Origin of the sequence: Nocardia acididurans (genome assembly GCF_016741815.1) — a bacterium.
Classification (GTDB): domain Bacteria; phylum Actinomycetota; class Actinomycetes; order Mycobacteriales; family Mycobacteriaceae; genus Nocardia; species Nocardia acididurans.
Genome location: NZ_JAERRJ010000003.1, coordinates 487,900 through 500,963 on the forward strand (window position 1 = coordinate 487,900; position 13,064 = coordinate 500,963).

The window sequence follows — 13,064 nt, forward strand, 5'->3', positions numbered from 1 at the left end:
GCTACCGCGCGGCCAGCCAGGTGGTCGCGTAATTGGCCCAGTCGTCGGTACCGGGCACCCCGTTGCGGACGCCGCCCACATAGGTCTTCGCCGCGTCGGGACGCTTGGCGAAGCTGTGCAGGATGTAACCGCCCTCATCCCAGAGTTCGCGCTGCAGTTCGTGATACAGCGTGCGGCGGCGCTGCGGATCCATGGCGGCGCGGGCCTGCGCGAACTTGGCGTCCCATTCCGGCCGCCGCCATCCGGTGCCGTTGCTCGGTGAGGCACTGGTCATGGTCTGGCCGTAGAAGTAGTCGAGACTGTAGTTCCACCAGCCGATATGGCTGAGCGCCGCCTTACCGCTGATCTGTGAGAAATAGGTGTCGGCGGGCACCGACTCCAGCTCGATGGTGATGCCGGCGGCCTTCGCGTGCTCGGCGAACAGCGTCGCGGACTCGAGCATGCCCGGCATGCCGTCGGCGGTGGGCAGCGTCACCCTCAGGTTCTCCCGGCCCGCCGCGCGCAACAGCTCCCGGGCGCGCTGCGGATCGTAGGCGCGCTGCGGCAGCGTGTCGTTGTAGAACGGCGCACCCTTGCCGTACGCGTCATTGCCCAGCTCGGCATAGCCGTAGTACACCGAGTCGACCATGGCCTGGCGATCCACCGCCAAACGCATGGCCTGCCGTACCCGCACGTCGTCGAAAGGCGCTGTGTCGACCCGCATCTGGAACGCCCCCATCAGCCCGGCCGGCGGCACCACCACCCGGACCTCCGCGTCATCGGACAGCGTGCGCGCCTGCAGATACGAGATCTCGTGCACCACATCGGCTTCGCCGGACAGGAAGGCGTTCACCCGGGCTTCGGTCTCGGCGATCTGGATGATCTCGACCTCGTCCAGCAGCGGCCGGCCGTCCCAGTACCGGTCGTTGCGCCGCAACAGGGTTCGGTCGCCGGGCGACCAGTGCGCCAGCGCGAACGGGCCGGTGCCCACCGGAAGCACCGAGCCGTCGATCGTGCCCGTACCGTCCTTGACGATGTAGCAGTACCAGCCCGCGAGCACCGAACCGAAGTCCGCCAGCGGTGTTTTCATCCGCACCACCACGGCCAGATCGCCGTCCGCCCGGGTGCGTGACATATCGACCGCGGACAGGTCGCCGGAGGATTTCTTGGCCGGGTCGAGCATCCGCTCGAAACTCCACAGCACATCCCTGGACGTCAGCGGCGTACCGTCGGCGAACACCACGCCCGGACGCAGGGTGATCCGCCACTCGCTGCCATCGGCGTTGGGCTGCAACGATTCCGCGAGCCGGTAGCGCAGCGTCAGATCGTTGTTGTAGGCGACCAGCTTGTCCCACACATTCTTCGACACCGCGCCGCCCGCGGAACTGCCGGCCTGGTGCGGATCGAGCACGTCCGCGCTCGCGGACCGCCCGGCGATCACCGAGCGCAACCGTCCCCCGGGTTGCGGCGGGCCATCCGCGCCTGCCGGACCGCTGTCGGTCCCGCAGCCCGTGAGCAACCCGGTGCCGCCCAGGGCGGCAAGGCCCAGCGCCCCGGCGCCGCCGAGCAGTAGTTTCCGGCGCCCGATGCCGGGCCGTGCCGATGTGGAGTTGTCCATAGCCATCCTCGTGGGTGTGATCCCTGTACCGCGGGCGCAGGTATCCTGGCTCCCGGATCAACGCTCCCCACCGGCCTTCCAACCTGGGCAGGTCGTGGCCATGAATCGGCGGATCGCTCCTCGGTGACAGTTGCGGGACAGCCCCGGATTCACACCGGTGTTCCCTACGCCGGTTAGAGACCCTACCGCTGCCGCGCGTCGATCCTGGCAATCATGCGGTGGCCGAGGTTGTGGAACGGCTTCTCGATCGTGCGGTAGGTGAGGGCCGCGATCAGGATCGCCGCGGCCACCCACGTGCACAGGGTCAGCCACGGGGCGGGAATTCCCGCGACGGAGGTGGTCCAGCGCGGGCCGTCGAGGATGAGGGCGTGAATCAGATAGAGGGAGTAGCTGATTCGCCCCAGGAACAGCAGCGGCCGGGGGAAGGAGCGGCCGCGCAGCAGCAGCGCGAGGGCGAACAGCACGAAGGCCGCGATGATGGTCGTGGGCTGCTTGAGCCAGTGGACCGAGACGCCGGTGATCGGATCCACCGAAGGCGGTGCGAGCAGGCTGATACCGAAGATCACGCCCACGGCGAAAGCGAACACCGCCCAGCCCCGCTTCGCCGAGATCTCCCCCGAAGTCATGCGATAGAGCACCGTGCCGACGAACATCGTGGCGAAATAGCCGACGGTCAGGACCGACGGGCCAGGCTGATTGAGCACCAGGGGGACGGCGAGGAAAGCCAGCAGAATCGCCGCGAGCGCGGCGCGCCGGTCCCCCGCCAGCCGGGCGAAGAGCACCGCGACCAGAATCGTCGCGACGACGACGATCGAACGCGTCACGACATCGGCCTGGGAACCGGTGAGCAGCGCGGGCGGCAGTGCCGCGCCGGGAGCGATCAGCAGGATCGCCAGCACCGCCAGGGGCACCGAGGCGCGATTGCGGCGGGCGATCAGCAGCAGCGACAGGAACAGGTAGAAGACCAGCTCGTAGGACAGCGACCAGGACGCCCCGATTATCTGAATATCCCAGCCGCCGAGAAAGAACTGCACCATGGTGAGGTTCGCGAGGAAGTTGAGAACGGGCTGGTCCATATAGCCCGCCGGCACCTCGTACCGATTGAACGAGTGCAGAATCATCGCCGCGATCAGGCAGGCCCAGAACAATGGGAACAGCCGGAAGAACCGGCCCACCCAGAACGCGCCCAGCGATCGCCCGCGTTCCAGCGAAGCGGGAATGATGAACCCGCTGACAAGGAAGAAAACGAAGACCCCGAACTCCCCGAGCCCGAAATGCGCCTGCGAGAACCGGAAATACGCGGGAAAGAGCCGTTCGGCCGAATGCTGGAGCACAACCGCCAGCGCCGCCAGGCCACGCAGCGCATCCAGAAATTCGTAGCGGCCACCCCGGCCGCGAACGACCCGCTCGACCGGCGCAGCCGAAACCGACACAGCGCCATCGACAGTCACGACCAGACACCGCCGATGTGCTCGAAACCATTCAACGCACAAAAGCTCAGGCGGTGCACAGCTGAGATTTGTAACAGATCGCCCTAACCGCGGCAACACGGGAACTCGGCCGGCGGCCGATGGTCAGGGCGGTGGGTACCCGACCTCGGTTGTCAGTGGTTCAGTCGCCCTGGAGCAAGAGCCGGAACGACGGATGAGCGAGCGTCAGGGGCCGCACGGCGCGAAAATCCTTCTCATCCAACGTCAAGATGTCATTGGTGACGTAGCGCTCGGCGAGTACGACCGTGACCGCGTCGGCCAGGTCGAGGCGCAGGCCGCGATACTGCTCGATGATCTTCTGGGCGACTCGGAGGTCATCACGGTCCACCTGCGGCACGAGCACCGCACCTTCCTCCGCAGAGGTGAGCAGGTCGTCGAGGACGAGATCGGCTGTGCGGCGGTCCTTTCCGAACCGCGCCACGAGCAGATGATCGACCTCGTCCAGCACCAGTGGCGAGACAACCGCAACAGACGTGGAGAGAAATTCGCGCGCCCGCTCGTGCAGTTCCGCGGCACGGTCGTAGGCGGCGATGATGGCCGAGGTGTCGGCGATGAAGAAGCTCACCCGCCGTATGCCTCGCCGAGCAAGTCCTCACTGTTGGCGGCAAACCCAGGATCGCCGGAATCGAACGACGGCCAGGGCCGGGTGCGGTGGACCCGGTGCGCTCGCAACAACACCAGTTCGATCCCCTCACGGATCAAATCGGCTTCCGATCGTCCTGCCGCTTCGGCCGCCTTCTTGAGACGGGCAGCCTGCTCTGGATCCAGGTACACGCTCGTTTTGGCCTTCATGAACGTAGGGTACTACGTAGGGCATCTCCCGGGTTCGTGCCTTGCCGGAAAACAAAAGAGCCACAGGTCGATGACCTGCGGCTCCGTCGTGGAGTGGACCTGACGGACCAGCATACAAACCGGGCGGTACTGGTCGACGGGCCGGACATCATGATCCGGGTGGTAGGTGCCAGGTCGCGATAGCGGCTGGCCGAACCCGCCTACTTGGCGGCTTTGGCGGCAGAGGGGCGCGGCGGGAGTTTGCGACCGAGAATCTTCTCGGCTTCGCGACGGCGCTCAGCGATCTGCTCCGGCGTGAGCTTCACCCGGGTGACGCGGCTGGATCCCTGCGTCAACGCACTCATCACTCGCCTCCTCGCACGATTGCTTTGATGCGCCACATATTACGCGTGTCGTCCCACACGACAACAACGACGAACAGGATCCGCGCGTCGATCACCAGGACTTCCTTCTCTGCTGGTTCCTCAGCGAGGTCGCCGAGGCGAAGAGCCGGTACGCCCGCCTGCACAACCAGATCCAAGATCGCCGGGTCGACGCGTGTGTATGAATGCGGCGGAATGGCCGATCCCGAGGTCGACAGAAAGCCGTGGTGAATGATGTCTTCGTCGATCAGCGCATACGCCGAATCCGCATCGACGATGCCGTACTCCGAAGCCTCGACTTCCCTGGTGACGCGAACCGCGCGTTCGAGCGGATATTTCGCCAGTCCCGATCTGATCAGGCGAATGCGGCGCTCAATTGCCGGTGTCATCGCGATCTCGCCCCACAGCGCCTTGTTGATGGCGTCGTGCGAGTTGTAGGTATACGAGTGAATGACATCGGCTTCGCTGTCGGTGAGCCGGTCGGCCCGCTGCCCCGCCAGGGCCGTCTCCGCCAGCGGGATCTCGTCGAAGCCGTACTCGTCGCCCTCATCCGTCACATCCTGGAATCCTGGCCACACGCCGACTGCACACGTGGAGATCCAACAAACTCCGCCCGACACGACGCGAGCTCGCACAACGTGATCGCGAGCGATCGGATCCCAGCACACGCGGTATCCACGGACTGGCCGAAAGCCCTTTCAACGCAACGAAACCGGGCCCAGCGTTTCCGCTGAGCCCAGTTTCATGAGTGGAGCTGACGGACCAGCATACGAACCGGGCGGTGCTGGTCGACGGGCCGGAGATCGCGATCAGGGCCGTCTGGAGTCGAGGCGAACCTCGAACTGAACTATCACATTGATGTGATAGTCAGGCTAGGTGTTGTATGCGATCGAGATCGAGCCAGAGGTACGCGAGTTCCTCGCCGGATTGTCGCCTACCGACCTTGCCCGCGCCGACTTCGCCGCCGGCCTGCTTGCCACCCACGGCCCCGAACTATCCGAACCCTATTGCCGATATCTCGGGGACGGTGTACGCGAACTCCGGTTCACACTCAGCCGTAACCGGGCCACGCGCATCACATACTGGTTCCCGGTGGCCGAAAAGCAGTGCTGCTGACCGTGTTCCACAAAACCCGCCAGCGCGAGACAGCCCAGATAGACCGCGCGAAACGGCCCGCAAAGTCTGCGAAACCAACCACACCGACCCGGCCCACCTCACGTTCGCCCCGATGGGAGACACCGAATCATGAACGCGCAGAAAGACTTCGACACCACCCTGGCTGCCAAGCGTGCCACCCCCGAATACCAGGCAGCCATGAAGGCATACGCACTGGCACACGAACTGGGCCGCCAGGTACGCGCAGCCCGGGAAGCGCGAGGCTGGACACAGACCGAGCTAGCCCGGCGAACCGGCATGAAACCACACGCGATCAGCCGCCTCGAAGCCGGTGACGTAGTACCGACACTGACGACCCTCGAACGAGTTGCCGCCGCCCTCGATGCCGAACTGTCGGTATCCCTGGCCGCGTGACTACGACAACGTGACATCAGGCGCGGAAGGTCAGGTCCCGACACGATCGTCTCGACAGCACGGCTAAGCACGAGGCAGGTGGTGAGTTTGAACGGGACCACCACAAGCGGTTCGCACACTGTCGCAAATGCGGCGAAGCCGCCGGTCGATGACCGGCGGCTTCGCCGTGAAGTGGACCTGACGGACCAGCATACGAACCGAGCGGTGCTGGTAGACGGGCCGGACGTGATCATCCGGGCCGTAGGTACCCGCCCGGTCGCGGGCGGTGATGCCCGATGACCGGCCACGACGACAGCACGACTGCGGGTGCGGCGGCGTTTAGTCACGCGGATGGATCGGCGGATGCTTGGCGTCCTATAGCCGCCACCCCAAACGCCGAACACGGCTACCGCGTCCGCGCCGCTCGGCATCCTGATCCGGCCTGTGGGCCGAAATCCAGACTCAATATCAATACTCATACACACTCCCACCCCCGGCGGCGGGGTGGGCACGCCGTTCACCGTGGCGGGCACCCAGACGCGAGTCCGTGGTTCCGTCTGCTCGACCGCGACCGACGCCTGCTCTCGGTCCTGGCCGAACACAAGGTGCTCACCACCGACCAGATCGCCGCCCTGGAATTCACCTCGACCCGCCGCGCACAAGACCGGCTGCGGAAACTGCGTGAGATGGGCATGCTCTTCGCCTTCCGCGAATCGCTCTACGGCGGCGGCACCAGCCAAACCCGCCACGCCCTCGGCTATCTCGGCGCACGCCTGATCGCTGCCCAACGCGCCGAGAAACCACCCGCCCCGGGCGCGCACGCACTGGTGCTCGAACGACTGGCGTGCTCACCCACCCTCGCCCACCGCCTCGGGGTCAACGACTTCTTCTGCGCCCCGGCCGCCCACCGTAACCCCGCCCGCCACCACCACGACACCGCCTATACGGATCCGGTGGCCGGGTTGACCCAATGGTGGTCGGAGCGCCAGTGCGCCGACTGCTTCCGTCTGGACCTGTATTCCGGGGAAACCGTCGGGTTGCGCCCCGATGGGTACGGCTGCTGGGAGCAGCGCGACCGCGCGGTGCGGTTCTTCCTCGAATACGACACAGGCACAGAATCATTGACCACCCTCACCGGCAAACTCGCCGCCTACCAACGCTTCCCCACCGACGAACTCGGCATCCTGCTGTTCTCAGTACACTCCTCCCGCCGCGAGACAGCGTTACGGGCAGTGCTGCACCGGGCGGTATCCGGTCATCACCCCGACATCGCGATCGCCACCACGGCCCGCGATCACTCGCATCCCGACGGCCCCGCAGGCCCGGTCTGGGCGCTATGGACTCCCCACAGCGATACCCTCATCCAACGACTCTGCCTGGCCGACTTGCCCGAACGCGGTCCACGCCTCACCCACCACACCGAAACCGGCCAGCCCTACAACTAAGCCGCCTTCGAAGCCAACGGCCGGCATGTTCGCGCCGTTCTCGACTCGAACCGAGCGAGGGCTGGCGTGACACACCTGAACGCGATTTCGGATCCCTCGGAGCAGATCGTCATCGAGACCGATTGCTGAACATAGGTGACCGTAGAATCGACTCGGGTCCGGCGGCCCGATGGTGAGAGTGCCATGCAGCAGGATCTAAGCAGTGTCAGCGGCCGTTTCTGCACGCGGACGCGGAGAGTAGATTCCCATCCACGTTACACACCTAAGCAAGTCAGTTGTTCTTCTGTCTCCCAGGACATTTCAGGACACCGACGAGACTCCGACAGGCGGGGAGCGCAGCTCATCGGAGACAATGATGGCGTGACCGAATGGCCGTTTCTTCATGATGTTCTTCAGTCCACCGCCCCCAGGAAGGTGACGGTCTCCGTTCGGACGGTTCGCGCGGCTATCGAGTTCGAGCTGATGCGGCACACGCGAGAAGCTCTTGAGGTGGTGTTGGCCGACGAGCTCAAGCTGCCATGGGTACGTGTGGATCCGCCTTCGAAGATAGGTTCCAAGCGCGACCTCATCCGCTATTACACCGACGATTGGCCGCTGTCCGAGCTGATTGACTTGGCCCGCCGGATAGTTGACGACTACGGAACCGTCGGCAACGAGGTGCCGGAGCTTCTCGCCGAGTATGCCAGGAGGGGTGGTGTCGACACCCCGGCTAAGAACCTAATTTTCGCTGCGAATGGTCCCAAACCTGAGATCGTGCTTCGCGATGCAGTCAACAACGATATAGAGATCGTTAAAAACGCCGAATATTGCCTAGTTTATGACGAACCCATCCCCGCGACTGGTCTCACGTTCCAGCATCTCATCGACTGGTGGCGAAAACACAAAGGTGCGAGTGGTGACGATCGCGATGTGGGCGTGTCTCTGTACAGGCGTCTGATGGACAGCCTCAACGAAAACGAGGCTGAGCAGTTGATCTTTGATGTCTATGGGGGGCGCTACAAGGAGCACGGATTCAAAATTCCGGCGCTAATTCCGCAGGTCTACCTTCATTACGACCCGTACACTCTTCGATCCCGAGGCATCCTGAATGGCCCTTTAGCTCGCCAGCGAATGGACTTTCTGATGCTGTTCAGCAACCGGCATAGAGTGGTCCTCGAACTCGACGGCCAGCACCATTACGCCGACGGCAAAGGAATAGCCGACCCTACTCGCTACGCTGCGATGATGACCGAGGACAGGCGTCTTCGACTCGCCGGATATGAAATCTACCGTTTCGGAGGAGCCGACTTCGTGAACAAGCAATCGGCGCGAACATTGATAGCTTCCTTTTTCGACGAACTGCAACATCGCATGAGTTGAACGGCGAGAGTTGGCCGTCCACTGCCCCCCTGCTGCAGTCTGCGACTAGAGTTCAATCCTGGTAGGTGATAGCAGCTCGGATAGAAGCAGAGACTTGAACCCAAAGAAACGTGTTGGCCGGCGACCTCGTTCGTACTTGGTGGACACTCACCCTGATATCGCGGCTCAGTACCACCCGCGATACAACACGCTCGATCTTGAGACACTGGGCACCGGATCTAGCTCGAAGGTTTGGTGGTTCCACAGGGCCAATGACGGGCAGATTCACGAATGGCCAGCCACCCCAGCGCATCGAACCTCTGGCCGTGGCTGCGCGGTATGCGCAGGCAAGCGAGTGCAGCCCGGTGTCAACGACTTAGCGACCAATTATCCTGAGATAGCTAAAGATTGGCATCCCAGCCGGAACGAACTAACACCAAATGAGGTGTCGCCGGGCTCGGACAAGAGAGTGTGGTGGCGCTGCAGTCGAGGCCACGAATACGAGAATTCGATCTCGAAGCGTACGGTAAGCGGCAGAGGTTGCGCCGTGTGCGCAGGGCAAACAGTTCTGAAGGGGCACAATGATCTCGCGACGCTGAATCCTGTCCTCGCTGCCGAATGGCATCCCGATTTCAATGGCGATCTCACTGCTTCTGACGTGACTGCCGGCACGGGGCGCCGCATCTGGTGGCTCGGTGAGTGCGGACATCCGTACACCGCTACCGTCGACCAGCGCCGCCGCGGGAATGGGTGCGCTGTCTGCGCTGGTCATCAAGTGCTACCAGGAGTGAATAACCTTGCCACCACTCATCCAGCTATCGCCGCAGAGTGGCACCCGCACCTCAACATTCCGCTCGCTCTCGACCAGATGACCGCCGGATCCGAGTTGAAGGTGTCCTGGCTGGGTTTCTGTGGCCACACGTTCCAAGCCACAATCCACAGTCGTGCACTCGGAGGGATCGGCTGCGGTGTGTGCCACGGAACTCAAGTAGTAGGTGGCATAAATGATTTGGCAACTTACGCGCCAGCTGTAGCAGCCCAGTGGCATCCAAGCCTGAACAAGACAGAAGCCTCTGGTGTGTACTACGCGACACAGGCGCATGCATGGTGGAAATGCAGCTCTGGGCACGAATGGCGTGCAGTGGTCCGAACACGATCGGTCCATCCGAGAACCGGATGTCCCAAATGCTCGGCCTCTGGACCGGAAAAGGAACTACTCGCTGCTCTGGAGAACATATTTGACGAGGTCGAACACGATGCGCGCCTACCCGTTCGATGGGGAGCATTCAGTCGCTCACGAGTCGATATCCGCGTTCACGCCAATGGTATAAATGCTCTGATCGAGTACGACGGTGCATACTGGCATCGCAACAAAATTGACAAAGATACCGAGAAAACCTTGGCCTTACTCCGAGCCGGATATCACATTGTAAGGGTGAGAGAGGGCGACCTGCCCGACCTAGTGCTAGATAGTCCGCGTCTGCTGCAGATTCGCAGACAAGCATCGAACACACTTGCTGAGATCGCGGCCTCGATCGCCGTATGGATAGAAAGTCAAACCCAAATACCACCGTCGTTCTGAGAAATTCTTCAATCTGAGCCGTAGGTCCTTTCCTGCGCTGCAGTCATCAGACTCACGTCGAGATCGGACGCTGCGCGGGACAGCGACCAGGACATCGAGATCCCAGGCGACCTGGGCTTCTGCGACCGGCCGAGGTCTGATGTCGCATGTAGCGCCCCCTCTCCCGGAGACGATCCACTAGTTGTCGGACCCATACGTCAGGATTGGACCATGATGACGCCACTGTGGTTGTTCTCAAACGGCAGGCTCCGAGACAAACTCGAAATGCTGGGGCGGAGCGCGAGCTCAGAACTTCTCGGATGGGATGCAGACGAATTGCTGGCACTCCCTGAAGCCGACGTCATCGATCACTTGATCGATGTCGCAACCATCGTCTGTCCTGCGCTCGACCGCAATAGTGCGTACATGCTAGATCCACATGAGGTCGATCACCAGTTCTATGACTTCGGTCAGCCCTTCACGCGCCGCGTCACCCGGTTCGACCTGGTGGTCCCCTTCGACGGGAACCGGGAGGTGTTCACTCTGCAAGCGTCGACGTTTTCGACCAGTCAACCTGAGGCTGAGGTCCGAGACGGCCAGTTGCGGATCTATGCATTTCCGAACGGCCAGGATGCTGCGGCCATCAAGGCGAACTTCGATGGTCAACTCGACAGGATCGAGCAACAACTCACGTGGAGTCGATCCGACATCGAGGCACATCAGCGTCAAATTGAGACTGACGTTCCACGACTCGTCCGCGATCGGCGAGCGAAGCTTTTAGCCGATCGGGACCTGCACGCGAACATCGGCTTTCCGATCAAGCCCCGCGACGACGCTAGCACCTTTCGGATCCCCTTCCAGCGCCGCACCGTCACGCCCCGCAAACCAACCCTGTCAGCGGCAGCGCGCTTCACTCCCGAACCAGCACTGGGGCAAGCTGACTACGAGAACGCACTGGCCGTCCTTCAAAACATGCGGAACGCCTTGGAGCGAAGTCCCTCGACAACCCATCACCTGGGCGAGGAACAAATTCGGGACCTGCTTCTCGTTAGCCTGAATGCCCAGTTCGAAGGCAAGGCCGCTGGCGAGGTGTTCAACGGCAGCGGTAAGACTGACATCCTCATCCGTGTCGAGGACCGCAATATCTTCATTGGGGAATGCAAGATTTGGAAGGGACCGAAGACCGTCACCGACGCGCTTGACCAACTGCTCAGTTACCTCGTCTGGCGCGACACCAAAGCCGCCCTCCTTCTTTTCATTCGTGACTCAGACGTCTCAACGATCACTGCGAAGGCAGTGGCACAGGTCGAGTTGCATTCGAACTACAAGCGGCGAGGAAGCACGGCCGCCGAGGACCGGTACGACTTTGTGTTCCATGCCAACGGAGACACGACCCGAGAGATTCACCTCGCGCTGCTTCCGTTCCTCATCGCGGGAAAGTCAAGGCCAGCTACCCAGATGTAGTCTGCGTGGTCCACGATCTCGGTGTCGGTGTCGGTGTCGGTCCCGGTCGAGGCCACCTCACGCGGGATGCCACCGATAGAATTCGCCGAGAAGTTGGTTGCGCCTGTCGATTTAGCCGCTGCGCGACAGATCGCTGTGTGCTTTACGGATCCCATTACTTAGGCTCGGATGCCCACCCGTTGACTCAAATCGCGTACATCGGAGCGCATGCCAGTCGGCGGTTTCTTCAGCAGGTCACGCAGCATATCGCGGGCGAACCCGTTGTATCGGATCGTCTCTGGTGCGGTCTGTTCCGACTTCACCAGCATCGTCAGTGCTGCGGTGTCCTCGTCGCGTTGCATATACGCGCGGGCGACCTCGATGAGGTGGCGACCCCGACGGGGCACGGACACGATGTTGTCGGCGTCGATGGCGCGGGCCGCCCGCAGCGCCTCTCCGGGCTGGCGCAGTTCCACGCCGAGAGTTGTCGCGTGCGCGGCCATCACCGGTTGGGAGAAGCTGGTCTGGATGTGCCGATAGGTCGGGCCGAGCTGTTGGGCGATGCGGTCGGCCTGTTCGAGGCCGCGCCAGGCGTCGCCGGAGCGGCCACGCCGGCCATGGACATAGGCAATCTCGAACTCCAGCGCTCCGGCGATGCCGTGCCAATCATCGGGGGTATCGGCACGGTCGAGGTACGGCGCAATCTGGTCGATCGCGTTGCGGGCCAGCGCGATCGATTCCTCCCACCGCCCGGAATCACGCAAGGCTTGCACCATCGCCCAGGCACCGCACGCGATCACGTACGGGTCGTCGGCCTCGTAGCCCTCGTTCACCGCACGGTCGGCCACCATCCACACCAGCTCGGGCGCGGGCTGATAGGCGACATAGAAATCGGCCAGCTGATAGACCCCTGCCAGAGTCCGGCGCGCGGCGCGGCGATCGTCGGCAGTACGCGCGGCAGTCTGGGCGTCGCGGATCAGGCCCGGCAGCAACGCACCCAGTTGCGAACGATGATCAGGACTGGAATGACGGATCCGCCACGCCTTGCGCAGCCTCTCATCGAGATGCTCGACACTCACCAGCCGATCGCTGGGAGTGAGGCGATAGTCGGTTAGCGCAGCCTGTACATCAGAGAGGGCGGCGTGACGCTCACCCGCGAACACCGTCACCGGGACCGCGTGATCGTCTCCGGTGAGCGTGGCGAGGTCGTCCAAGTCCAGGACGCGGGCGATGCGCAGCAGCAACTCAAGACTCGGCGTGCGTTGAATTCTGCCGTTCTCCAAGGCTTTCAACCATTCGCCAGACCGGCCGATCTGCGCGGCCAGTACGGGTCGCGCCATTCCCGCGCGTTCTCGGTACAGCCGAACGCGCTGACCGATCTGCGAGGGAGCTTCGGAACCGCTCACGGGGACCACCTCCTGGTCGTGGTGTCACGACAATCGCCAGCGTAACGGCATTGGGGGTACGTTCGTACCCGTTCACGGCGTCAGCCGGGCATACGTTCCACATTGCCCCGACGTCGGTTCG

Annotated in this window: 13 protein-coding genes and 1 riboswitch; of the genes, 6 read left to right on the plus strand and 7 right to left on the minus strand. The window is 63.1% G+C overall.

What is annotated here, in order from left to right:
• Position 1 precedes the first annotated feature (1 nt).
• From JK358_RS10205 to JK358_RS10230, 6 genes are all read right to left on the minus strand, one after another.
• Positions 2-1,597: an ABC transporter substrate-binding protein gene (locus JK358_RS10205; protein ID WP_201945989.1), complete on the minus strand. Its 1,596-nt coding sequence runs from the start codon at positions 1,595-1,597 to the stop codon at positions 2-4.
• Between the two features lie 18 nt (positions 1,598-1,615).
• Positions 1,616-1,805: riboswitch (cobalamin riboswitch) on the minus strand.
• The gene (locus JK358_RS10210) at positions 1,780-3,048 is read right to left on the minus strand and encodes an acyltransferase family protein (protein WP_201945991.1); all 1,269 of its coding nucleotides are present in this window, start codon (positions 3,046-3,048) and stop codon (positions 1,780-1,782) included. Its footprint overlaps the riboswitch before it by 26 nt.
• A 160-nt stretch (positions 3,049-3,208) precedes the next feature.
• Complete coding sequence (locus JK358_RS10215) at positions 3,209-3,652, minus strand: type II toxin-antitoxin system VapC family toxin (RefSeq protein WP_201945994.1); 444 nt, start codon at positions 3,650-3,652, stop codon at positions 3,209-3,211.
• Positions 3,649-3,879 (minus strand): ribbon-helix-helix protein, CopG family, encoded by a 231-nt coding sequence (locus JK358_RS10220; RefSeq protein ID WP_201945996.1) that lies wholly within the window; start codon positions 3,877-3,879, stop codon positions 3,649-3,651. The genes JK358_RS10215 and JK358_RS10220 overlap by 4 nt, the downstream gene beginning before the upstream one ends.
• Before the next feature lie 200 nt (positions 3,880-4,079).
• Entirely contained in the window at positions 4,080-4,223 is a 144-nt protein-coding gene (locus tag JK358_RS10225; protein WP_201945998.1) for a hypothetical protein, read from the minus strand.
• Positions 4,223-4,798 (minus strand): ADP-ribosyltransferase, encoded by a 576-nt coding sequence (locus tag JK358_RS10230; RefSeq protein WP_201946000.1) that lies wholly within the window; start codon positions 4,796-4,798, stop codon positions 4,223-4,225. Before JK358_RS10230 ends, JK358_RS10225 begins: the two co-directional genes overlap by 1 nt.
• 319 nt (positions 4,799-5,117) lie before the next feature.
• Here JK358_RS10230 and JK358_RS39100 point away from each other — a divergent pair, with 319 nt between their 5' ends.
• The 6 genes from JK358_RS39100 (at position 5,118) to JK358_RS10255 (ending at position 11,558) form a co-directional block, all read left to right on the plus strand.
• Positions 5,118-5,357 (plus strand): type II toxin-antitoxin system RelE/ParE family toxin, encoded by a 240-nt coding sequence (locus JK358_RS39100; RefSeq protein ID WP_307817435.1) that lies wholly within the window; start codon positions 5,118-5,120, stop codon positions 5,355-5,357.
• Between the two features lie 129 nt (positions 5,358-5,486).
• Entirely contained in the window at positions 5,487-5,771 is a 285-nt protein-coding gene (locus tag JK358_RS39105) for a helix-turn-helix domain-containing protein (protein WP_232851032.1), read from the plus strand.
• Between the two features lie 275 nt (positions 5,772-6,046).
• Positions 6,047-7,195 (plus strand): replication-relaxation family protein, encoded by a 1,149-nt coding sequence (locus JK358_RS10240; RefSeq protein ID WP_232851033.1) that lies wholly within the window; start codon positions 6,047-6,049, stop codon positions 7,193-7,195.
• 360 nt (positions 7,196-7,555) lie between these two features.
• On the plus strand, positions 7,556-8,554 hold the full coding sequence (locus JK358_RS10245; protein WP_201946003.1) for a putative endonuclease domain-containing protein: 999 nt from the start codon (positions 7,556-7,558) through the stop codon (positions 8,552-8,554).
• A gap of 139 nt (positions 8,555-8,693) precedes the next feature.
• Positions 8,694-10,115, plus strand: a complete 1,422-nt coding sequence (locus JK358_RS40615; RefSeq protein WP_372440656.1) for a zinc-ribbon domain-containing protein — start codon at positions 8,694-8,696, stop codon at positions 10,113-10,115.
• 210 nt (positions 10,116-10,325) lie between these two features.
• Entirely contained in the window at positions 10,326-11,558 is a 1,233-nt protein-coding gene (locus JK358_RS10255; RefSeq protein WP_232851034.1) for a hypothetical protein, read from the plus strand.
• A 158-nt stretch (positions 11,559-11,716) separates the two neighbouring features.
• Here the strand turns inward: JK358_RS10255 and JK358_RS10260 are convergent, their stop codons facing one another.
• Positions 11,717-12,943 carry a helix-turn-helix domain-containing protein gene (locus JK358_RS10260; protein ID WP_307817436.1) on the minus strand — a complete coding sequence of 409 codons (1,227 nt, stop codon included), beginning with the start codon at positions 12,941-12,943 and terminating at the stop codon, positions 11,717-11,719.
• Positions 12,944-13,064 lie beyond the last annotated feature (121 nt).